The organism is Bradyrhizobium sp. OAE829 (assembly GCF_040546575.1).
In the GTDB taxonomy this organism is placed as follows: Bacteria; Pseudomonadota; Alphaproteobacteria; order Rhizobiales; family Xanthobacteraceae; genus Bradyrhizobium.
Window position 1 is genome coordinate 5,692,420 of sequence record NZ_JBEPOE010000001.1, and the last position, 20,451, is coordinate 5,712,870.

Below are 20,451 nucleotides of genomic sequence, written 5' to 3' on the forward strand. Positions count from 1 at the left end.
GCTGGGGCTACTTGTTGCAGTCCTTTAAATCCTTGTCGGCAATCGAAAATACGGCATCCGCCTTGATTTCGATGCCCCTCACAAGGCACTGCCGCGCGTCGGGATAACTTACCTTGGCATCGTATTGTCCCGGCTCCACGCCCGTGATGCGAAGGCGTTCGTCGTGGTCGACCTCCTTGTCCTTGTCGTTCAGGGTCAGGTTAGGTCCCCAGGCGTCCTTCCCGACTGGCGACAGCTGGAAACCCGATATCGTCGAGGTGGTCAGGTTCCAGAGCCGGATGCCCTTGCCCTTGCTCTGCGCGGCGAGTTCGCCGGCGCCCGCCGACAACAGCACGACCAAGGCCAGTATCCATCGCATCACCAGATCCTCCCGCGGCAAACCTCAAGCGCTTCCTATCTTATCAGACGTTTCGGTTTTTCGTCGTCTCGAATTTTTTGGTGCCTTCAATCTCGCTGAATGAGATCAAGCACCTATGAGGCATCCCGCTCGGTGAGACCGCCGTTGATCCGCCGCATGATGTCTGACTTGATCGCCGCGATCTCGGCGTCGCCCCGCGCGCGACGGGGCGTGCGGATGGGCAGCTCGGCAATAACCCGAGCCGGCCGCGGCGACAGCAGGAACAGGCGGTCGCCGAGACGGGCCGCATCGTCCACGTCATGGGTAACCAGCAGCGTCATCACCGAACGGCCGTCGACCAGCATGGCAATCTGATCGCGCAGACGGACGGCGAGGGCGTCATCGAGCGAGGCCAGCGGTTCATCGAGAATAAGGAAATCCGGCTCGATGGCGAATGCGCGGGCGAGCGCGACGCGCCGGGCAAGGCCGAGCGATAATTCGCCGGGAAAATGCTTGCGATGTGCGCCCAATTCCAGAATTTCGAACAGCGCTGAAAGCTTCGCCTCGTCGGCCAGAGGTGCGACAAGCCGCACGTTTTCTTCGACCGATCGCCATGGCAGCAGCCGCGGTTCCTGGAACACGACGCCGATCCGTGCGCCGGCGGGACGCACGACGCGCCCTTGAAAATCGTGGTCGAGGCCGGCGAGAATCCTCAACATGGTGCTCTTGCCGCAGCCGGATGGGCCAACGAACACGCCAACCTCTCCTGCATCGAGCGCAAAGGCCACGCCGGCGATCACGTCGTGCTGTTCGCCCGCCGCGTTCCTGAACTTCTTGCTGGCGATATCGACCTCAAGCCGCACGGGGGCGCCACCGGGATAGCCGGGCCTCAAATGGCTGCACCAACACGGTTTCGATGACGAGCACGACAGCCGCGAAGCTCAGTGAATACGCGAGCAAAAGCGGGATGTCGAACAACTGGAACGCCACGCCAATCTCGAAGCCAACGCCGTTCGGGCGTCCAAGCAACTCCGCAACAAGGACGATCTTCCAGACCAGGGAAAGTCCCGATCGCGCAGCGGCTGCGATATAGGGCGCCAGTTGCGGCAATATGACGTGCCGGAACGTCCTTGAGCGCGGCAACGCAAATACTGTCGCCATTTCGTCGAGCGCCGCGTCGAGTGCCCGCGCCCCCTCACGCAGCGTAACGACGGCGGTCGGCAGCTTGTTGATGGCAATGGCCGCAATGGCAGCGACTTCGGTCAATCCGGCCCAGATGTAGGCGAGCACGATGACCACGAGCGCCGGCAGATTGAGCAGCAGGATCAGCCAGGGGTCGCCCAGCCGATCGGCCAGCCGTACCCGGCCCATCAGGTAGCCGATGGCGGCACCCAGCGTCATCGCCAGGGTGAAGGCGAGCGCCACGCGCGCCAATGTTACGCCGAGATTGAAGAACAAGGCGCCCGACTTCGCTTCCGCAAGCATGGCCGCGAGCACGGTGGGCGGAGGCGGCAGCTTCGCATCACCGGCGAGCAGCGAGGCGATCCACCAGGTTGCGAAAAACACGGCGAATGAAAACAGACGCGGCACCTCAGTCTCCCGGGATGGCGTGATAGAAGGTGCCGGAAGCGAGTTCGGGCGCCGCCCCGACGAGTTCGCGGCCACCGATCCCAGCCAGCACGCGGTAGAGGATGCGCGCGTCGGCTTCCTCGTCGGCGATCGGGCGGCGTGGAATTCCCTCCCGATAGCGATCGCGATAGACGCGGAGCGTCGCGGCATCGGGGGCACCGGTCAGCGGCGCAATTTTCTCCCACTCGGCATCCGAGGTCGACAGGATCTCTTTCGCCATGCGGGTCATGGCGATAAAGCGGGCCACTATGTCCTGGTTGGCGTTCGCCCATGCTTCGTCGAAGACGTAGCCGATCATCGCGGTGCGGCCGGTGGCGCCAAGCTTCGGCAGCAGATCCTCAACGCCGGCGACGCGGCGGAAGCCTTTCGCTTCCAGCACGGCGCAGAAATTCCAGTAGTTTATGGTGGCATCCATTTCCCCGCTGAGCGTCTTTGCCGTCAGCAGCGGCGGCGCGCCGTAAGCGATGGTCGCCTCCGACTTCAAATCGATGCCGCCCTGTTTCAGCCACGCTTGCAACAGCAGCCAGTTCTTGTCGATCGGGCCGCCGGCAACGGCGAGCTTGCGGCCCTTCAGATCAGCCAATGTCTGGATCGGCGACGCGGCCGGTACCATGACGGCGCCGAGCGCGCTCGAATAGGGATAGAATGTCAGCTTGGCGCCAAGGGTACGTTCGCGCGATACCCACAGCCAGTCGGAGACGATGATGTCGGCGTTGCCAGCACGGAGCGCGATCTTGCCCGCCTCGGGGCTCGCAAGCTCGACAACCCCCACCGAGAGATTGGCCTGTTTGTCGAGACCATGGGCGCGGATCACGGCAAGTTCCCAGGCGAATGTTCCGGTTTTTTGCACCGCAACCCGCACGGTCTCGGCGCTGTAGCATGTACCGACCTGCGCAAAGGCCAAAATAACCGCAGCCAGCAGCATGCGAATGCAAATTGTCATGGTGAGCCGTTTCCGCGCGCATCTTTTCTTGAGGACTGTCATAGCATAGCTTCCACGCTTCGTAGCGGGAGGAAGATCATGGCAGCTGTCGGATCGGTACGACGTATTGTCGCCGCGTTGTCAGCGTTGACGGCGATGGCAACGATGGCGCGGGCCGCAGACATCAACGACTATCCGACCTCGGCGCGCGCCGAATACGTCTTTGGTTGCCTCAAGGCGAATGGCGAGACGCGGCAGGCGATCGAACAATGCTCCTGCTCGATCGATATCATCGCATCGATCGTACCCTACGAGCGCTATGTCTCGGCTGAAACCGTGCTCAGCATGGCGCAGCACCGGGGCAATCTCGGCGGGCAGTTCCGCACTTCAGAGCAGGCGGCGAGCGCGCTCAATGATCTCAGGCGCGCACAGGCCGAAGCGGAAGTACGATGTTTCTAGACGTGCGATGTTTCTAGACGTGGTCGCGATGTGCTGGTGCTATTGCCTCGCCGCGTCGAGTCAAGTGCCGGAATCGTCGACCTTCCATTCCTTCTGGAATACGTGGCCTTCGGTATCCCTGGCTTCGGCCCAGAACCGCTTCGCGCCGTTCGAAACATAGGTAAAGCGGATGTTGGGATCTTCCGAGATCGAGATTCCGCCTTCCATCGCCAGCACCAGACTATCGTCCTGCCACAGCCGCAACTGGTCGACGAAGAAGGCCGGGATGTAGAGCTGGGTCACCTGATCCATCTGCAGGCCGGAATGGCTGGGATGACCGATCATGATCTGCGCCTCGCGGGTGCCGCTGGCGGGACCCTGGCGAAGTCCTTCACCAGCCCGCGCGAACTGCCGGTATCGCATCTGCCCCAGGCGGCTCTTGGCTTCGTCGGCGACCTTGGTGGCCGGTGCGGAGCAGCCGCCGGAGGCCTTCACGTAGGTCTTCGTCATATAGAGCTTGCCGTCGCTCAGTTCGGCCACGGCATGAACGTCGGTGTAGTTGTTGACGCGCACGCGCGTCGAGATTTCCGTCACATTGGCATCCGGTCCCAGTTCGAACTTCGCCGCCATCGGCGCCGGATTCTGGTCGATCACCAGCGTGATTCTCAACACGCGGCGGCTGTCGCCAGGAGGGAGCTTGGTGCGCAGGGTAACGGGAACGATCGCCGCATCCTCGGCACGGTACGGCATCTCGATGGCGATCACGTCTGCGCCGTCGTTCATCGGGCGGTTGTTGAAGATGTCCTGGACCAGTCCGGGCCACGGATCGTTGGCCTCGGGAGTTGCCGCAGGCGCAACGCGCGCGCCGACGAGCATGACGCTCAGGAGGCTGGCGATGCAGAGCAGGTGGAAACGACGTCCGGGCATGGCGGCACCCCTTCGCTGGGATGGAACGTAACGCCGCCAGTATACGTCATCGGGCAGGCTATTCCCATTCAATTTCCGAAAATGCGGTTGTTGCATTGCGTGCATTGTAGTCGTCGAACAATTGCCACCGCGGTCGCTCGCTGGCCGCGGCGGTGTCGGCGGCGACCGTGATCGGAGCGCCACGGGCGACCAGCCTGCGAACGTCCGACGCCAGCGTTTCGAGGTAACGGCGTTGGTCGGCGAGGGCGCCCGGCCATTCGCTCACAGGTCCGTGACCGGGAATCACGCGTTGCGCGGGGAGCGCGCCGAGTTCGTCGATCACGGCGAGCCATCCGCGAATACTGCCGTCCAGCACCGGAATGTGCCGGAGAAACACCAGATCGCCCGCGAACAGGGTTTTGGTTTGCTCGTCGAACACGGTGACGTCGTTGTCGCTGTGCGCCGCCGGCCACGACCTCAAGGTCAGGATTCGCGAGCCGAGATCGAGCTTGACCATGCCATCGACAAGGAGCGTGGGCGGTAACATGCGCACCCCATCCAGGGACTTCTCGCCCATGATCCGGCGAAATGCATCGAGATAGAATGGTCCGCGCGCCGCCAGCGCCCGCGGCAGGTTCCGGTGGCCGACGAACTCGGTTCCATCGCCTGCGAACGCGGCGCCGCCAAAGACATGGTCCGGATGGCCGTGTGTGTAGATGACGTAGCGGATCGGTTTGCCGGTTCGCGCACGGATCGCCGCAAGCAGCCGCTGACCCTCGCGAACGCTTCCCCCGGTGTCGATCACCGCCACCGCGCTCTCGCCGACGACGAATCCGACGTTGGCGGTCGCGCCTTCGTTCTCGCCCGTCATCAGCGCGGTCTGGCCCTGGTGCACGAATATTCCGGGAGCGACTTCGCTCACAGGCAATTCTTGCTGCTGGGCCTGCGCTAGGGTGGACGTCGCCAAAACCACGAGTAAGGCAAGAACCGAAACGCCATGAGCCATGTTTCTGCCTCAGTCTCGTCCGGAAGCGATCTCGGGTTTCGTCGAGCTGGTTTGCGTCGCAGCATGCAACGCAAATCCAGCACGGGGATATTCCTGTTGCACGCTCTGGCACGCTGAGCAATTGATGGATGGCGGGCGTTCGATCAAGAAGGGAATGCATGATGACAGATTGGGGACAACGCCGCCGCTTGCTGGTCTCGCTGCTCGCGATCACAGCAATATTCGCCGGCCGAGATATCGCCGGAGCGCAGACCAACGACAGCACCGACCTGTCCATCGAGCTCATCGATCCCAAGGTGCTGCGGGTTTGCGCCGACCCGCGCAATTTGCCGTTCTCGAACGACAAGGGCGAGGGAATCGAAAACAAGCTCGGTGAGCTGTTCGCCGAAAAGCTGCAGAAAAAGCTGGATTATGCTTACTACCCGCAGGCGGCCGGCTTTGTCCGAATGACGCTTGCCGCTCACCGTTGCGACGTCATCATGGGCTATCCGCAAGGCGACGACCTGGTGCAGGGCACCAATCCCTACTACCGGACCGCCTACGCGCTGGTCGTCAGGCAAGGCAGCGGCCTTGACGATGTCGCGGCGCTGGGCGACGCACGCCTGAAGGGCAAGCATATCGGCATTGTCGCCGGCACGCCGCCCGCCACCAACATGACATCAAATGGTTTGATGGCAGAAGCCAAGTCCTATCCACTGATGGTCGATACGCGGATCGATTCATCAGCAGAGGTCATGATCAAGGATCTAACGGCGGGAACGATCGACGCCGCCATTTTGTGGGGACCGCTCGCTGGCTTCTACGCCAAAAAGGCAAACCCGCCGCTGCATGTCACGCCGCTTGTCAAGGAGACCACGGGGCCTCGGCTCGTCTATCGCATCGGCATGGGCGTCCGGCCGGCCGACCAGAACTGGAAGCGGATGCTCAACCGCCTGATCCAGGAGAACCAGCCGGCCATCAACAGGATCCTGCTCGACTTCGGCGTTCCCTTGCTCGACGAGAATGACCGGCCGATCGGCGCGGAGACGGCGAAGAAGTCGCCGTGATACGAACGCTGGCGTGCGTGGTCGTTACGACCCTTGCCCTCGCAGCGTTTACCCCTGCAGCCAATGTTCTCGCGCAGCAGAATGTGCCGGAGCCGGACGGATATCGCACGGATAATTATCGCGCGGCTGTTCCTGCGACCCTCGCCGGCGTACGCGTTCTCACGACGGCAGAGGCCGAAGCGATCTGGCGCGCAGGAAGCGGTGTTTTTATCGACGTGCTGCCGCGTGCGCCGAAACCGCCAAATCTCCCCGCCGGCACGGTCTGGCGCGACAAGCCGCGGTTCAACATTCCCGGCAGCATCTGGTTGCCCGATACGGGGTACGGCAAACTGGCAGAGCCAACCGAGGCCTATCTGCGGCGCGGACTCGAGCGGGCGTCTCATGGCAACAAAGCCGCGCTGCTGGTGATCTACTGTCAGGAAGATTGCTGGATGTCCTGGAACGCGGCGAAACGGGTCCTGTCCTACGGCTATTCCAATGTGGCCTGGTACCCGGATGGAACCGAAGGTTGGGAGCGCGCCAGCCTGCCGGCCGTTGAATCACAGCCCGAGCCCAGAACGGATGAGGAAGGGAGCAGATGAGGGGCTTGGGCACAAAATTGCGAAAACAACCCCATGCAAAGTAAGAAGGACCTCTCTTTCGCTACTCGATCTCCTGCTGGATCATGCGGCCGAGCGCGAACAACCGCTGGTCAATCGCGGTGGGCACCTCGCAGACGAATTTGACCACGCGCTGCCGGTCTTCGAAGATCCGGGTTTGCCAGACCATTTGGTTGCTGAGCTCGTCGATCTTGGGCTGATCGGGCGGGGACGCGCCCTGCAGGGCATGCAGTGCGGACACGTCGGACCGGATCTTGTCCGCGGCCTCGCGCTGCTTGCGGGTGATCCGTTCCAATCCGTTCATGACCGACGCGCGCTGCGCGTTGAGGCTGTCGAACAGTCCGGCGAACAACAGCTTGCCCGTCGTGGCCTTGTCGGTCGCCGGGCTGCCAAGAAACTCCGTGATCAGTTTTTGCGCCTCGTCGAGGGACGTCCGTCTTGCGGCCAGCCTCGACACCAGCGGGCTGACCTTGGCATCGTCCCTCCATTTGTCCTTGATGTCGTCGAGCGGCGGACCGGCCCACACCGCGGTGAGGGAGATTTCCGGCACCTTGGCCTGGGTGCACGGCCAGTCCGGATAGCGCGGATCGGCGGCCAGGCCGGCCTCGGTCGATGCCGCGACAAGGAAGAGCGTCCCGATTGCGATCTGCCATCTCATGTTTTGCCTCCGGCGGATCATGCTTCGCCTCCGGCGGGCCCGCGGCGAACCAGGCCGCGTGATGGATCATAGGCGTATATCGCACCGATCATGAAGGCCGTCGTGCAGCAAACCACGACGGCCAGTGAAATCCAGTTCATCTGTCCGTACAGCGCAAAGCGTATCAGTTCGACGGCATGGGTAAATGGATTGAACAGGCAGACATAGTAGAGCAAGGGGCTGCCTTCCTGCACCCGCCACAGCGGATAGAGCGCCGATGAAGCAAAGAACATCGGGAAAATCACGAAGTTCATCACGCCGGCAAAATTCTCGAGCTGCTTGATGCCGGAGGAGATCAGCATGCCGAGCGCGCCGAGCATCAAGCCCGAAACGATCAGCGCCGGCAGCACCGTGAGATAACCGATCGGCGGCGGTGCGATATCCCAGAACCACGCGATCAGGAGGAAGGCGTAGACCTGGAGCAAGGAGACCGCGGTTCCCGCAACCAGCTTGCAGAACAACAGATACCAGCGCGGCAGCGGGCTCACCAGCAGGGTGCGCATATTGCCCATCTCGCGATCGTAGACCATCGAGAGCGACGACTGCATGCCGTTGAAGAGCTGGATCATCGCCATCAATCCCGGCGCGATATAGACCTCATAGAGAATGTAGGTTTCGTATGGCGGGATGATGGAAATGCCGAGGACCTGACGAAAGCCCGCGGCGAAGATGAACAGCCACACCAGCGGCCTGACCAGCGCCGAAACGAAGCGTTCGCGCTGGTGCACGAAGCGCAGCGCCTCGCGCCACACGATGCCGTTCAGGCAGGTGACATATTGCGCGAGCGAGAAGCCGCTGTGCTGTCGGTTGACGGTCACGAAGCTCATGGCGCGGGGCTCCCGGGATCCACCGCAGCGCCGGTCAGGCGCATGAATGCGGAATTGATGTCACGGGCTCCGGCGTCGGCGATGATACTCTCGACCGGACCATGCGCAAGGACGCGGCCCTGATGCAGGACCACGAGGTCGTCGCCGGGCACGATCTCGTCGAACAGATGGGTGGCCCACAGCACGCCGATATCCTGCTCGATCACGAGCTGCCGGACGTGGCCGAGAATGTCGGCGCGGGCCTTGACGTCGAGCCCGACGGTCGCCTCGTCAAGCAACAGCAGGCGCGGACGATGCAGCAAGGCGCGCGCGATTTCCAGCCGCCGCATCTGGCCGCCGGAGAGGTCGCGAACCTTGCTGCCGGCGCGGTCCACAAGGGCGATGCGCGTCAGCACTTCGTCGCTGCGCAGCCGTGCCTCGCGCGTGGCGATGCCATGCAGGGCGGCGTGATAGAGCAGGTTCTGCGTCACCGAGAGATCGAGATCGAGCGTCCGTGACTGGAATACGACGCCGAGCAGCCGCAGCGCTTCGCCTGGCGCGAGGCTGATGTCGTGGCCGAAAATGCCGATCCGTCCGGCCTGGGTTCCGAACAGCCGCGTGATCAGCGCGAACAACGTGCTCTTGCCGGCGCCATTGAGGCCAAGCAGTGCCGTGAAGCTTGCCGGTGCGACCGCGAAGCTGACGTCGATCAAAGCGCGCCTTGTGCCGTAGGAATGGCTGATGCCTTCGATCGACAATGCGGGCGTAGCCGCAGGATCGTCCCGGGGACGGGGGTCCGGCGGCGCAGGTCCTTTGTTGTGTGCGTCGATGGCTGTCATGGCTGAGCAAACGTAATCCCCCAGGGCAGCTCGCCGACCTGGATTGTCTTGATCACCTTTTGCGCCGACACGTCGATGACAGAGACGTCGTTTGAAACGCCGTTGGTCACCAGCAGATATTTTTCGTCCGGGGTAAAGGCCATGTGCCAGACCCGTTGGCCGACCAGAAGATATTTCGTGACCTTATGCGTGGTGGCGTCGACGACGGCAACGCGATTGGCGGGGCCGAGCGCAATGAAAGCGGTCTTGCCGTCCTTGGTGATGCCGATGCCGACCGGCTGGATCGCCTCGCGCCGCAGGCCGGGAATGTTGAACTCGATCTTGCCCGTGATGGTGCGCTTGGCGGGGTCGAGGATGGAAACGGTGCCGCCGATCTCGGACGATACCCACAATTCGGAGCTGTCACGCTTGAACTCGGCATAGCGCGGCCGCGCATCGACCAGCACGTTGGCGACGATCTCGCGCGTCGCGGTGTCGATGAAATGCGCCATGTTGGTGGTTTCGGAAGTATTGATCAGGATCTTGCCGTCCGGGCTGAGGGCCATGCCCTCAGGCTCGACGCCGACCTGGATGTCACCGAGGCGGACGCGCTTTTCGAGGTCGATGATAGTCACCGTGTTATCGTTCTCGTTGGCGACGTAGAGGAGTTTGCCGGCGGCATCCTGGGTGAACAGTTCCGGATCCGGACCGGAGGGCAGGCTGTCCACCACCTGATGGGTCGCGGTATCGATCACTTCGATCTTGTCGTCATCGCCGACCGCGACCAGCACGAATTTGCCGCTCTTGGTGAACTCGATGCCGCGCGGGCGCTGACCGACCTTGATGGTATGGGTGACGGCCCATTTGTCCGTATCGATCACCGATACCGTGTTGCTCTTCTCATTCGATACATAGGCGACGAAGGCCAAGGCGGGGCAGGTGGCCGCGAGCCACACCGCCATTCCGGAAAGCAGACACCGACGCCACATCCGCCATTCCTCCGTTTTCAGTTCAGTTTGCATTTGGTTTCGGGCCGGTCGACGCCGAGTGTGTCGAGTTCGGAGTATTGATGCAAGAAACCCTCCTGCGGCGAAACCGAGACGACCATGCGGCCGTCGACCAGCAGGATCGGCTGGCGTAGCTGCAGGTTCCAGTCCCGCAGCGTCAGCCGCTGTCCCTTGAACGCCGCAACCGAAAAATCCGGCTTCTTGAGAAAATCAAACACCGATTTCGGGTCGCCGGAGTTGGTGCGCGATGTCGCTTCGCCGATCATGCGCGCGGCGGTCCAGGCCTGCATGTCCCGCGCCGTCATGCGCCGCGAATTCAATTTGACGAAGCGGTTCTGGATCTGGATCGCACCCCACTGATCGTGCGCCGCGTCCCAGCTTGTCGGCACAAGGCCTGCCGAGCCGGCGATCGGCCGCGGGTCCCAGGTCCGGTAGGGCAGATAGGATGCGAACACTTCGCTTTCGTCCGCCGCGACGAGGACGTCATAGGCCGGCGCACCTTGCGTAAATACCGGCATTTGACGCTGGATCAGGGTTACACCGCTGTCGGTGCGCCGCGCGCCGCCGGTATCCTCGAAGACCTTTTCCTGAACGATCTTGGCGCCAAAGCGCGTCGCCGCGCGCCGCAGCGCATCGGCGTAAAGCTTGTCGGCTTCGTGTGAGCCGACCACCAGCAGCCAGCGCTTCCACTGCTTCCACACCAGATACTGCGCCAGCGCGTCAGCGAGCATCGAGCGGGTCGGGGCAACATGGATCACGTTGGCGCGGCAATCCTGCTCGCGCAGCCGGTCGTCGATCGCACCACTGTTCAACAGCACGGTTTTGCGATCGCGCAGCGCATCGGCCGCCTTTAACAGCGCGTCGGCGGGCAGATCGGCGATGATGATGCCATTGCGGTCGGCGAGAGCCATCGCCGCCTTGGCGACATCCTCGCCATCTTTCAGGCGAATTTCCTCGAGGAAGAAACGCTGATTGAGGAATTTTCCGGTGGTGTTGTTGTCCTCGATCGCCAGCCGCGCACCGGCGATGCCGTCATTTTCCGACGGTTGCTCGGCAAGGGACAGTTTCGATTTGATTCCGGCCTGACCGAGATAGCCGACGCGGATGTCGATCGGGTCGGCCGCGAACGCGGAACTGGCCACGAAGCTTAGTCCGATTGCGCCGATCAACCATCGGATCATGGACGCTCCCTCAATTCTCCTCCTCGACTTGCCGGCGATGGAGGGATACTTGTCTCGCAAGCACGCTCGACTTGAAACTTGACTGAATTGTTCTAGCTTGCAAGTCCGCATTTCGTCGTTGTTCGACCGTCGATGTGAGGGATCACGATCATGAGAGCGCAATTTGTCTTTGCCGCGCTGATGCTGCTGGTGTCGGTGCCGGCGCGTGCCGATCCGCCGAAGCTCGCGATTTTCGATTTCGAACTGCTGGATACCAGCCTCGAAGGCGAGATGAGGGGACCTCAGGCCGACGAGCATGATCGACTGATCCGCATCAGCGATCTGGTGCGCCGGCAATTGACGGAATCCAGCAAGTTCGAGCTTCTGGACATCTCGCCGGTGAAAGCTGCGGCCGAGGGCAGCAATCTGCAGGCATGCGGTGGTTGCGACGTCCAGTATGCGCAGCGCATCGGCGCGGATCTCGTCATCACGGGTGTCATGAAGAAGATCTCGACCCTTATTCTCAACCTGACCATCTTCGTGCGCGACGCCCACACCGGACAGCTCATCACCGCAATGAACGCCGATTTTCGCGGCAACACCGATGAATCCTGGACGCGGGCGACGAGCTATCTCGTGCGCAACCGGTTGCTGGCGCCCAATTATGGCAGACCCCAGCCATAATGGACCGCGTAAAATTTCAGGCTCTCAGGCGCGCGGCGTGCCAGCGCAGATGGTCGCCCATGAAGCTGGAGATGAAGAAATAGCTGTGATCGTAACCGCCCTGGCGGCGCAACGTGAGCGGAATGTTCGCCTTCTCGCAGGCGCTTTTCAGCAGTTCGGGGCGAAGCTGCTCGGCCAGAAACGAATCGGCGTCGCCATAATCCACCAGTAGATCGGAGAATCTGGCGCCGTCCTCGATCAACGCCACCGCATCATGTTTGCGCCAGGCCTGCCTGTCGCCGCCGAGATAGCCTCCCAGCGCCTTGATGCCCCACGGTACCTGCGAGGGCGCGACGATCGGCGCAAAGGCGCTGGCGGCGCGGTAGCGGTCGGGATGGCGCAGCGCGACGGTCAGTGCGCCGTGGCCGCCCATCGAATGACCGAGGATGGATTGCCGCCCGGCATCGACGGGGAAATTCGCGGCGACCAGTTTCGGCAGTTCTTCGGTGACATAACTCCACATCCGGTAGTTATGCGCGAACGGCTCCTGTATCGCGTCGACATAAAAGCCGGCCCCGAGCCCGAAATCATACGCGCCGGCGGGATCACCGGGCACCTTGTCGCCGCGCGGGCTGGTGTCCGGCGCGACGAACACCAGTCCGAGGTCAGCGCAGGCGCTGCGGAACTCACCCTTTTCCGTGACGTTGGCGTGCGTGCAGGTCAATCCCGACAGATACCAGACCACCGGCAGCCTTGCGCCATCCTGGTGGGGAGGGACATAGACCGAAAATGTCATGTCGGTGCCGGTCTCGGCGCTGGCGTGCTTGTAAACGCCTTGCGTGCCGCCATGCGATTTGTTGAGCGAAACCGTTTGAACTGTCATGAACTCTCCGTTGCCGTGCCGCGTCGCGCCGTCTTTAGGCCACGCCGTTGTCGATGGCCAGCCGCACCAGTTCGGCGGACGTGCGCACGCCGAGTTTGTGGCGCATGATCGAGGATGTATTGGCGACGGTCTTGTAGGAGGAATGGACCAGCCACGCGATTTCGGACAGGCATTTTCCTGTGCTGAGCAGGCGCAGTATTTCCATCTCGCGCGCCGTCAGTTTTGAAAGCGGGCTCTTTGCATATGAGGGGCCGGCGAATGCAATGCTTTGCGCAATCGCCGGCGGCAAATAGACCCCGCCCTTTGCTACCTCGCGGATGGCGTCAACAAGGTCCTGGGGATCCCCGGTCTTGGAGACGAAACCCTTGGCGCCGACGTCGATGGCGCGCGCGGCGAATACCGGGTCATCGTTCATGCTGAACATGATGATCCGCGCCGACGCATCGCGCCCGAGCAGGCGTCGCGCCAGTTCGAAACCGGACACCGTCGGCAGGTTGATGTCGAGCACGCAGATATCGGGATGCAGTTCGCCGAACACGCGCTCGCCGCTCTCCGCGTCGGAGGCTTCCACGACATCGATCTCCGGCTCGTCCGCGAACAAGGCACGACAGCCTGAAGCTACGATGCGATGATCATCTACGATCAGAACGCGCATTGGCATTGGTCCCGAATAGCCGCGTCAATCCCGTTGTGCACCGCATCAGGTGAAACACCGGCGCAGACTTCGGGGCGATATCTGCCGTCGATGGTCATGCAACCCGGGCGATGTTGCTATACGCTTCGATTAGATAGACGCGTGTTTTATCTGTCAACGCTCCCATCGATAGGAAATCGAAGGCGATTTCGCTCTCGGACTAAGCGACTTCACTCCTGGACAAATGATATGTGGCAAAAGCTTTCGTTACGTGCCCGGATCAACCTGTTGCTCGTGCTCGTCCTCACGCTTGGTCTGGCCATCAACGTTGCGCGGCTTGTGCTGGAGGCCGGCCCCCGGGTTCAGGCTGAAGATCAAAGCGTCATACGATTGGCGCGCGAGTTCATCGGTACGATCGTTGCAGGACTGAAAGAGGCGCCGGATCCCGAAGCGCGACTGAACCAGATTGTTCACGACCTCAACAAGCTGCGTCACGTCAGCATCACGCGGCAAAGCGAAGCCATCGCAAGATCCGGGATCGCGGACAAGCCGGACGACAATCCCGATGCACGCTCGCCGCCGGCATGGTTTGTCCGGCTTGTTCACCCCGAACAGACGACGGTGAACGTGCCGATCTCGATCAAGGGAAAACCGGACGCGCTGCTGATCACGTCGCATCCCAACGACGAGATGGCCGAAATCTGGGACGGGATATTCACCCAGCTCCTGGTCGGCGCCGCGATTGCGATATTTCTTTTCCTCATTACCAGCAGGGTCGTTGGCCGGGCGCTCGCGCCGATCCAGACCCTTTCGGATGCGATGGCGAAGATCGAGGCCGGCGGTTACGATACGCGCGTGAAACCGGACGGACCGCCGGAACTCGTTGCCATTTGCGACAAGTTGAATCACCTTGCGGCCACTCTGGGCGAGGCGGTTGAGGACAAGCGGCGCCTCGCCGAGCGTGTCGTCTCGCTGCAAGATGTCGAACGCAAGGAAATTGCCTGCGAACTGCATGATGAATTTGGACCCTATCTCTTCGCTTTGCGGGTGCACGCCAGCGCCCTGACGCGGATTGCGGAGGCGGGGGATCCGAACGGGGAGGCCACCCGAAGGCACGGCAGTGCCATATTGGAACAGCTGAATGCCTTGCAGGCGTCCAATCGGAGGGTTCTTGAAAAATTGCGTCCGGTGGGACTGACGGAACTCGGGCTTCGCGAGGCGCTCGGCGCGCTGCTGCGCCTGTGGGGGGAGTCGCACCCCGAAGTCGCTATCGAAACGGCGATCTCGCCGTCGTTGGGCGACACCGGCGAGACGGCTGATCTGACGATCTACCGCACCATCCAGGAAGCGCTGACCAATGTATTTCGCCACGCCGGCGCCACCAGCATCAAGGTGAGCGTTGAACCGGCCGAACTGCCTGTGGGGCTTGCGCGTACCGGCCGCGGCGGCGCGCTGGTGCGGGTTCGTGACAATGGCAACGGATTGGGGCCCGATCACAAGCTGGGCTTCGGGCTAACCGGCATGCGCGAGCGCATTTTGGCGCTGGGCGGCTCGCTTACGATTGCATCAGGAGATAGCGGCGTAACGGTCGAGGCCCTGGTTCCCCGGGACGTGGGGCGCTAGATTCTTTTTTTGACGCGTTTTCTTCACGCGAACCGGTGTCCACTTCGCTGGAAAACGCTCCAGTTCGGGAATTTTTCCCGAACCCGTTCGGGACGTTTTGAATGGTGCGCAACTTTTTCGACGCCCGTAAGATCGTCATCGGCGTACCGGCAGACACCAATGCAGCCGGATTGGGATGGGACGAAGTAAAATGGGCGCGCGATTCCTGTTTATCGGGACAATATCACTGTGTCTGGTTCCCGGGAGTGACTGTGCTCAAGCCCAGGACGCGCCCGGTTCGACCGAGGTCTTACCGGCCATCGAGGTGGTTTCGCCGGGGACAGCCGCCAGGCCCGCCCGCAGCAGAAATGCGCCTCGGGCAACCAGAAGCACCCGCAGGGTTTTGATTTATCCAACCGCGCCGACGCCGACGGTGGGTTCCGGAATGGACGTCGACAAGGTGGCGGCAAGCGTCAATGCGGTGGGGGCCGGGCAGATTGCGCGCACCGGCTCGCTCAACATCGCGGACGCATTACAGCAGCAGGTGCCGGGTATCATCATCAGCGATACGACCGGAAATCCGTTTATGCCCGACATACAGTTTCGGGGGTTCGTCGCATCTCCGGTCGCCGGTACGCCGCAGGGACTGGCAGTTTACCAGAACGGCGTGCGCGTCAACGAAGCGTTCGGCGATACCGTCAATTGGGACTTGATCCCGACGGCCGCGATCAGGTCGGTCACCGTCGTCACCAACAATCCCGCCTTCGGTCTCAATGCGCTGGGCGGCGCCGTCAACGTCCAGATGAAGGACGGCTTCAATTATCGGGGCGCCGAAATCAACACGATGGGCGGTTCGTTCGGACGCATCCAGAGTTCGGCGCAGTATGGCAAGCAGATCGACAATTTTTCGGTCTATGGCGCGCTGGAAGGCGTGCGTGACAACGGCTTTCGCAATTTTTCGGAGTCGGCCATTCGCCGGTTCTACGGCGATGTCGGCTATCGGACCGATAGCAGTGAATTTCACCTCAACGTGGGCCTGGCCAAGAACAATTTCGGCGCGGCTGCGACGGTGCCGGTTGAACTGCTGCAGAACTACTGGGGCGCCACCTACACCACGCCGCAGACGACATCCAACCAGGTTGCCTATGCCAATCTGACCGGAAAGGTCGAGGCCACGCCGACCTGGACGATCGAAGGTTCCGCGCGCGTCCGCGCTTTCAGGCAAAAAACGGTGGATGGCAATCCAACCGAGACGGAGCGATGCGCGGCCGATCCGGGCCTGCTTTGCTTTAACGACGACGACGTCCCGGCGAATGGCCTGAACGGCGTCCAGCTCGCCAATCCCTTCCCCGACAACGCCGTGCTGGGACAGATCGACCGGACCACAACCCGTTCGGTCACGACCGGGGCAACCCTGCAGGCAACGAATACCGATCAGCTGTTCGGGCACAACAACCAGTTCATGGTTGGCGCCAGCATCGACTCCGGCGTCACCCGCTTCGGGGCCAGCGCGGAGCTCGGAACCATCGGTTCAAACTACGTCGTCAACGGCAGCGGCATCTATCTCGGACCATCCGGCGAGCCGATCTCGATCGGTCCGGTTTCGCTTCGCGCCACCAACCGGTACACCGGGCTCTACGCGTCAGACACGTTCGACGTGACCGATAGATTTTCGATCACGGGCGGCGGCCGGTTCAACCATGCGCATATTAAGCTGGAGGATCAGATCGGTACGGCGCTCAATGGCGAGCATACGTTTACCCGCTTCAACCCGATGATCGGCGGCACCTACAAGATCACATCAGGTTTGACGGCCTATGCCGGGTATTCCGAGGCTAATCGTGCACCGACCCCGCTGGAGCTTGCGTGCGCCGACCCCTTGCGCCCCTGTCTCATCGCCGCATTCCTCATCGCCGACCCGCCGCTGAAGCAAGTCGTGTCCCGCACCATCGAGGCAGGTTTCCGCGGAACGTCGGAACTCAATATCGGAACGTTGAGTTGGAAAGTTGGTGCGTTCCGCGCAACCAATGCCGATGACATCCTCGCGATTCCAAGCCCGGAACTGCAGGGCTTTGGCTACTTCCAGAACGTGGGTTCGACACGGCGCCAGGGCATCGAGGCCCAGGTCAATCTGACGTCGAAGACACTGCAACTTTATGCCAGCTATGCCCTCGTGGATGCCCGCTTCCTCGACGCGCTGCAGGTCGGCTCCAACAGCCCGTTCGCCGACGACAATGGCAATGTCCAGATCCAGCCGGGCAATCGAATTCCGGCGATCCCCCGCAACCGGATCAAGTTTGGCATCGACTATTCGGTCACGGACGCCTTCAAGGTCGGAGGCGATGCGCTGTTCGTCGGCAACCAGTACTTTGCGGGCGACGAATCCAATCAGGCGCGGCGACTGCCGTCCTATGCGGTTTTCAACCTGCACACCTCGTATCAGATCAACAAGACGTTCCAGATCTACGCCCGCGCGGACAACATCTTCGACAACCGCTATGCGACCTTCGGTACCTTCTTCGATACTGGGGACGTGCCGAATTTCACCAATGGCGGCGCGCCCTTCACTGACGCGCGTTCGCTCAGCCCGGCGCGGCCGCGCGCCTTTTACGCAGGCCTGAAGGCGACCTTCTGACGCGAACGGCGCGTCAGAGGATACCGATCAGAGCCGGCCTTCACGGCCGGTTCCACCAGGCATGACCGATCCATCCCATCGTCAATGCGCCTGCAATCCACAACAGGATGATGGCTGCCATTCCCGCTCGGCTGGTCGGACGCTGCGCGGTCGCGCTCGCCTTGGCGCGGCATTCGACCATGATCTCATCGGGAATCAGCGTCACCACGAGCCAGATGCCCAAAGGGAGCAGGATCAACTCGTCGAGATAGCCGATGATGGGGATGAAGTCTGGAATGAGGTCGATCGGTGAAAGCGCATATCCGGCAACGGCGATGGCGAGCGCCTTCGCATACCACGGCACGCGCGGATCGCGGGACGCGAGATAGATCGCGTGAGCGTCGCGTTTCAGGCCCTTGGCCCACGATTTGATACGAGAGAGCATTGCGCCTTCCAGTGTACCGGGTTCCTTGGCCAAGGTAGCAGCGCGAGCAGAACTTGCGGGGCATTTCAGCCGCGCTTTTTGCGGGTGGACGACCGGGTGAGACGCAGGCGGCCATAGGTGCGCGGCAGAAACTGCTTGCCCCTGGTAGAGAGGAAATCGAGCATTGCCTGCGCCGGCGGCAGCAGGACCTTGTCCTTGCGGGCGAGCACGAACCATTGCCGGACCACGGGAAGGCCGTCCACGTCGAGGACTGTCAATCGTCGTTCATCGAGTTCGGTAGCCACCGTGTGCGCGGAAATGAATGCAATGCCCAAACCTGCGATCACGGCCTGCTTGATGGTCTCGTTGCTGCTCATGGCAAGGCCGATCCTGGGGCGAATGCCGGCGGATTCGAACAGCTGCTCCATCAGGCCGCGCGTTCCGGATCCAGGCTCGCGCGTCAGGAAAGTCTCGCTCGCAAGCTCGCCCGGTGCGATGCGGGATTTTCGCGCCAGCCGATGTCCCGTCGGCGCGATGATGACGTGGGGGTGATCGCCGATCAGGTGAACGTTCATGTCGATGTCTGCAGGCGGGCGGCCCATGATCGCAAAGTCGAGATCGTAGCCGCGCAATGCCGTGCCGATCTCCTGCCGGTTTCCGATCGAGAGCGTGACTTCGACGTCCGGATGCCGTTTCGAAAATCCTGAAATCATGAACGGCACGAAATATTTCGCGGTGCTGACGGCGCCGATCGAGATGCGGCCGGCGGTCTTCCCCGCCATCATGGCCATCGTGGTTTCGCAATCTGATATCGCCGCCTCGATCCGCTCAGTCAGCGCCAGCACTTCGCGCCCGGCATCCGTCAGCAGCATGCCGTCGCCGGTGCGCTGGATCAGTGGCAGCCCGGCGAGTGCCTGCAAATTGCGAAGCTGCAGCGTGACCGCGGGCTGGGTGAGATGGAGCTGTTTGGCCGCTGACGTGACCGATCGGCTCTTTTGAACGGCGGCCAGTGCACGCAACTGGCGGATCGTCACTTCCCGCAATAACCGGCCTGCCATCGCCACACCCTTTATAACAAAAACTTTGCCAAGCCCAAAGATAACAAAATTTTACTAATTCGGCAAACTGCGTTTCCTTTGACATCGCGGATTGCCAAACCGGCGAGACGCTTGAGAGCCCCCGAAAGAGGGCACAGGGGAGACGGTCATGGACGAGCGCGTGACGCTGCGTTCACATCTCGATCGGTCCGCGTTGCAGACGCCGCTGCATGGTGCTGCGCTTGCCGACGTGATCAAGGCGATTGCGTCAGCTTCCATCGAGCTTGCCGGGCTGATCGCGGATGGACCGTTCGCAGGCATTACCGGGCGGAACGGCGGCATCAATTCTGACGGCGATCAGCAAAAGGATATCGACGTCGCCGCCGATGAAATGATACGGCGCGCCTTGCGCGGCACTCCGGTGGCGGCGGTTCTTTCCGAGGAAGCGGCGCTGCCGGAAACCCTGCGTCCTTCGGCGCCGTTCTGCGTTGCGATCGATCCCCTCGATGGATCGGCCAATCTCGACAACAATATCTCGGTCGGCACCATCTTTTCGATCCGCCCCAGGGGCAACGACCTGCTTTCGACGTTCTTCGAGCCCGGCACGGCGCAGTGTGCCGCGGGTTTCATCGTTTACGGTCCGCAGACCACGCTCGTCCTCGCGCTCAACGCGCGCGTCGATGTCTTCATGCTCGATCGCCACGCGCAGGAGTTCGTGCAGACCCGGCAGGGTGTCCAGATCGCACGCAATATGCCGGAGTTCGCCATCAACGCGTCCAATCACCGCCACTGGCATGGGCCGGTCCGCACCTATATCGACGAGTGCCTCTCCGGCATCAGCGGCGGCGGCGAGGCGGATTTCAACATGCGCTGGATCGGTTCGCTGGTCGCGGAGGCGCTTCGCATCCTGGTGCGCGGCGGCGTGTTCCTTTATCCGGCCGATGCCCGCCCGAGCTATCGGGAAGGGCGGCTTCGCCTGCTGTACGAAGCCCATCCAATGGCGCTGATCATGGAATGGGCGGGAGGCGCGGCGTCGACCGGGCGCCGGCGAATTCTGGAACTGGCTGCGAAAACCCCGCACCAGCGGGTGCCGCTGATCATGGGATCCGTGCACCACGTGCGCGACGTGACGGCCATTCACGACAGGATCGAACCGATGTTCGACAATAGCGACGCACCGCTGTTTGCGCGGCGCGGCCTGTTTCTCTGACGGGGCGATCGAC

The 20,451-nt window shown here is 62.1% G+C and carries 22 protein-coding genes; 7 read left to right on the forward strand and 15 right to left on the reverse strand.

The window, feature by feature from the left end:
• Positions 1–7: 7 nt before the first annotated feature.
• From ABIE49_RS27280 to ABIE49_RS27295, 4 genes are all read right to left on the reverse strand, one after another.
• On the reverse strand, positions 8–358 hold the full coding sequence (locus ABIE49_RS27280; RefSeq protein ID WP_192736677.1) for a hypothetical protein: 351 nt from the start codon (positions 356–358) through the stop codon (positions 8–10).
• Positions 359–471: 113 nt separating this feature from the next.
• The gene (locus ABIE49_RS27285; RefSeq protein WP_192736676.1) at positions 472–1,200 is read right to left on the reverse strand and encodes an ABC transporter ATP-binding protein; all 729 of its coding nucleotides are present in this window, start codon (positions 1,198–1,200) and stop codon (positions 472–474) included.
• Entirely contained in the window at positions 1,190–1,927 is a 738-nt protein-coding gene (locus ABIE49_RS27290; protein WP_192736675.1) for an ABC transporter permease, read from the reverse strand. Before ABIE49_RS27290 ends, ABIE49_RS27285 begins: the two co-directional genes overlap by 11 nt.
• Before the next feature lies 1 nt (position 1,928).
• Positions 1,929–2,891, reverse strand: coding sequence for an ABC transporter substrate-binding protein (locus ABIE49_RS27295; protein WP_502916005.1), 963 nt, complete (start codon positions 2,889–2,891; stop codon positions 1,929–1,931).
• A gap of 96 nt (positions 2,892–2,987) precedes the next feature.
• Between ABIE49_RS27295 and ABIE49_RS27300 the strand changes: the two genes are divergently transcribed.
• On the forward strand, positions 2,988–3,347 hold the full coding sequence (locus tag ABIE49_RS27300) for a hypothetical protein (RefSeq protein WP_192736673.1): 360 nt from the start codon (positions 2,988–2,990) through the stop codon (positions 3,345–3,347).
• Between the two features lie 60 nt (positions 3,348–3,407).
• On the opposite strand, the gene ABIE49_RS27305 is transcribed toward ABIE49_RS27300, so the two are convergent.
• Positions 3,408–4,253: a quinoprotein dehydrogenase-associated SoxYZ-like carrier gene (locus tag ABIE49_RS27305; RefSeq protein WP_192736672.1), complete on the reverse strand. Its 846-nt coding sequence runs from the start codon at positions 4,251–4,253 to the stop codon at positions 3,408–3,410.
• Between the two features lie 58 nt (positions 4,254–4,311).
• The gene (locus ABIE49_RS27310; protein WP_192736671.1) at positions 4,312–5,238 is read right to left on the reverse strand and encodes a quinoprotein relay system zinc metallohydrolase 2; all 927 of its coding nucleotides are present in this window, start codon (positions 5,236–5,238) and stop codon (positions 4,312–4,314) included.
• 161 nt (positions 5,239–5,399) lie between these two features.
• Here ABIE49_RS27310 and ABIE49_RS27315 point away from each other — a divergent pair, with 161 nt between their 5' ends.
• Together ABIE49_RS27315 and ABIE49_RS27320 are read left to right on the forward strand one after the other, a co-directional pair.
• On the forward strand, positions 5,400–6,284 hold the full coding sequence (locus ABIE49_RS27315) for a substrate-binding domain-containing protein (protein WP_192736929.1): 885 nt from the start codon (positions 5,400–5,402) through the stop codon (positions 6,282–6,284).
• A 17-nt stretch (positions 6,285–6,301) separates the two neighbouring features.
• Positions 6,302–6,865 (forward strand): PQQ-dependent catabolism-associated CXXCW motif protein, encoded by a 564-nt coding sequence (locus ABIE49_RS27320; protein ID WP_192736928.1) that lies wholly within the window; start codon positions 6,302–6,304, stop codon positions 6,863–6,865.
• A 61-nt stretch (positions 6,866–6,926) separates the two neighbouring features.
• Here the strand turns inward: ABIE49_RS27320 and ABIE49_RS27325 are convergent, their stop codons facing one another.
• Genes ABIE49_RS27325 through ABIE49_RS27345 form a run of 5 tightly spaced genes read right to left on the reverse strand, consistent with a single transcriptional unit; the run spans position 6,927 to position 11,392 of the window.
• On the reverse strand, positions 6,927–7,541 hold the full coding sequence (locus ABIE49_RS27325; RefSeq protein WP_192736670.1) for a hypothetical protein: 615 nt from the start codon (positions 7,539–7,541) through the stop codon (positions 6,927–6,929).
• Positions 7,542–7,558: 17 nt separating this feature from the next.
• Positions 7,559–8,407 (reverse strand): lanthanide ABC transporter permease protein PedC, encoded by an 849-nt coding sequence (locus ABIE49_RS27330; RefSeq protein WP_192736669.1) that lies wholly within the window; start codon positions 8,405–8,407, stop codon positions 7,559–7,561.
• Positions 8,404–9,225 carry a lanthanide ABC transporter ATP-binding protein PedB/LutE gene (locus ABIE49_RS27335; protein WP_192736668.1) on the reverse strand — a complete coding sequence of 274 codons (822 nt, stop codon included), beginning with the start codon at positions 9,223–9,225 and terminating at the stop codon, positions 8,404–8,406. The genes ABIE49_RS27330 and ABIE49_RS27335 overlap by 4 nt, the downstream gene beginning before the upstream one ends.
• Positions 9,222–10,193, reverse strand: coding sequence for a YVTN family beta-propeller repeat protein (locus ABIE49_RS27340; protein WP_502915926.1), 972 nt, complete (start codon positions 10,191–10,193; stop codon positions 9,222–9,224). The genes ABIE49_RS27335 and ABIE49_RS27340 overlap by 4 nt, the downstream gene beginning before the upstream one ends.
• 17 nt (positions 10,194–10,210) lie before the next feature.
• Complete coding sequence (locus ABIE49_RS27345) at positions 10,211–11,392, reverse strand: lanthanide ABC transporter ABC transporter substrate-binding protein PedA1 (protein ID WP_192736666.1); 1,182 nt, start codon at positions 11,390–11,392, stop codon at positions 10,211–10,213.
• Between the two features lie 150 nt (positions 11,393–11,542).
• On the opposite strand from ABIE49_RS27345, the gene ABIE49_RS27350 reads away from it, so the two are divergent.
• Positions 11,543–12,055, forward strand: a complete 513-nt coding sequence (locus tag ABIE49_RS27350) for a DUF3280 domain-containing protein (protein ID WP_192736665.1) — start codon at positions 11,543–11,545, stop codon at positions 12,053–12,055.
• A gap of 16 nt (positions 12,056–12,071) precedes the next feature.
• On the opposite strand, the gene fghA is transcribed toward ABIE49_RS27350, so the two are convergent.
• Together fghA and ABIE49_RS27360 are read right to left on the reverse strand one after the other, a co-directional pair.
• Positions 12,072–12,917 carry an S-formylglutathione hydrolase gene (gene fghA / locus ABIE49_RS27355; RefSeq protein WP_192736664.1) on the reverse strand — a complete coding sequence of 282 codons (846 nt, stop codon included), beginning with the start codon at positions 12,915–12,917 and terminating at the stop codon, positions 12,072–12,074.
• Between the two features lie 34 nt (positions 12,918–12,951).
• Positions 12,952–13,572, reverse strand: coding sequence for a response regulator (locus ABIE49_RS27360; RefSeq protein ID WP_192736663.1), 621 nt, complete (start codon positions 13,570–13,572; stop codon positions 12,952–12,954).
• Positions 13,573–13,800: 228 nt separating this feature from the next.
• Here ABIE49_RS27360 and ABIE49_RS27365 point away from each other — a divergent pair, with 228 nt between their 5' ends.
• On the forward strand, positions 13,801–15,174 hold the full coding sequence (locus tag ABIE49_RS27365; RefSeq protein ID WP_192736927.1) for a histidine kinase: 1,374 nt from the start codon (positions 13,801–13,803) through the stop codon (positions 15,172–15,174).
• Between the two features lie 175 nt (positions 15,175–15,349).
• Positions 15,350–17,788 (forward strand): TonB-dependent receptor, encoded by a 2,439-nt coding sequence (locus ABIE49_RS27370; protein ID WP_192736662.1) that lies wholly within the window; start codon positions 15,350–15,352, stop codon positions 17,786–17,788.
• Between the two features lie 40 nt (positions 17,789–17,828).
• Here the strand turns inward: ABIE49_RS27370 and ABIE49_RS27375 are convergent, their stop codons facing one another.
• Both ABIE49_RS27375 and ABIE49_RS27380 read right to left on the reverse strand, forming a co-directional pair.
• Positions 17,829–18,212: a YkvA family protein gene (locus ABIE49_RS27375; protein WP_192736661.1), complete on the reverse strand. Its 384-nt coding sequence runs from the start codon at positions 18,210–18,212 to the stop codon at positions 17,829–17,831.
• A gap of 65 nt (positions 18,213–18,277) precedes the next feature.
• Positions 18,278–19,249 (reverse strand): LysR substrate-binding domain-containing protein, encoded by a 972-nt coding sequence (locus tag ABIE49_RS27380; RefSeq protein WP_192736660.1) that lies wholly within the window; start codon positions 19,247–19,249, stop codon positions 18,278–18,280.
• A gap of 148 nt (positions 19,250–19,397) precedes the next feature.
• Between ABIE49_RS27380 and ABIE49_RS27385 the strand changes: the two genes are divergently transcribed.
• Positions 19,398–20,438 carry a class 1 fructose-bisphosphatase gene (locus ABIE49_RS27385; protein ID WP_192736659.1) on the forward strand — a complete coding sequence of 347 codons (1,041 nt, stop codon included), beginning with the start codon at positions 19,398–19,400 and terminating at the stop codon, positions 20,436–20,438.
• Positions 20,439–20,451 lie beyond the last annotated feature (13 nt).

Bases quoted from the DNA above. Each gene is read 5' to 3' on its own strand.
- ABIE49_RS27330 (WP_192736669.1), bottom strand. From the start codon at position 8,407: ATGAGCTTCGTGACCGTCAACCGACAGCACAGCGGCTTCTCGCTCGCG.
- ABIE49_RS27385 (WP_192736659.1), top strand. From the start codon at position 19,398: ATGGACGAGCGCGTGACGCTGCGTTCACATCTCGATCGGTCCGCGTTG.
- ABIE49_RS27295 (WP_502916005.1), bottom strand. From the start codon at position 2,891: ATGCTGCTGGCTGCGGTTATTTTGGCCTTTGCGCAGGTCGGTACATGC.
- ABIE49_RS27305 (WP_192736672.1), bottom strand. From the start codon at position 4,253: ATGCCCGGACGTCGTTTCCACCTGCTCTGCATCGCCAGCCTCCTGAGC.
- ABIE49_RS27375 (WP_192736661.1), bottom strand. From the start codon at position 18,212: ATGCTCTCTCGTATCAAATCGTGGGCCAAGGGCCTGAAACGCGACGCT.
- fghA (WP_192736664.1), bottom strand. From the start codon at position 12,917: ATGACAGTTCAAACGGTTTCGCTCAACAAATCGCATGGCGGCACGCAA.
- ABIE49_RS27380 (WP_192736660.1), bottom strand. From the start codon at position 19,249: ATGGCAGGCCGGTTATTGCGGGAAGTGACGATCCGCCAGTTGCGTGCA.
- ABIE49_RS27310 (WP_192736671.1), bottom strand. From the start codon at position 5,238: ATGGCTCATGGCGTTTCGGTTCTTGCCTTACTCGTGGTTTTGGCGACG.
- ABIE49_RS27335 (WP_192736668.1), bottom strand. From the start codon at position 9,225: ATGACAGCCATCGACGCACACAACAAAGGACCTGCGCCGCCGGACCCC.
- ABIE49_RS27365 (WP_192736927.1), top strand. From the start codon at position 13,801: ATGTGGCAAAAGCTTTCGTTACGTGCCCGGATCAACCTGTTGCTCGTG.
- ABIE49_RS27350 (WP_192736665.1), top strand. From the start codon at position 11,543: ATGAGAGCGCAATTTGTCTTTGCCGCGCTGATGCTGCTGGTGTCGGTG.
- ABIE49_RS27345 (WP_192736666.1), bottom strand. From the start codon at position 11,392: ATGATCCGATGGTTGATCGGCGCAATCGGACTAAGCTTCGTGGCCAGT.
- ABIE49_RS27280 (WP_192736677.1), bottom strand. From the start codon at position 358: ATGCGATGGATACTGGCCTTGGTCGTGCTGTTGTCGGCGGGCGCCGGC.
- ABIE49_RS27360 (WP_192736663.1), bottom strand. From the start codon at position 13,572: ATGCGCGTTCTGATCGTAGATGATCATCGCATCGTAGCTTCAGGCTGT.
- ABIE49_RS27300 (WP_192736673.1), top strand. From the start codon at position 2,988: ATGGCAGCTGTCGGATCGGTACGACGTATTGTCGCCGCGTTGTCAGCG.
- ABIE49_RS27325 (WP_192736670.1), bottom strand. From the start codon at position 7,541: ATGAGATGGCAGATCGCAATCGGGACGCTCTTCCTTGTCGCGGCATCG.
- ABIE49_RS27340 (WP_502915926.1), bottom strand. From the start codon at position 10,193: ATGTGGCGTCGGTGTCTGCTTTCCGGAATGGCGGTGTGGCTCGCGGCC.
- ABIE49_RS27315 (WP_192736929.1), top strand. From the start codon at position 5,400: ATGACAGATTGGGGACAACGCCGCCGCTTGCTGGTCTCGCTGCTCGCG.
- ABIE49_RS27370 (WP_192736662.1), top strand. From the start codon at position 15,350: ATGGGACGAAGTAAAATGGGCGCGCGATTCCTGTTTATCGGGACAATA.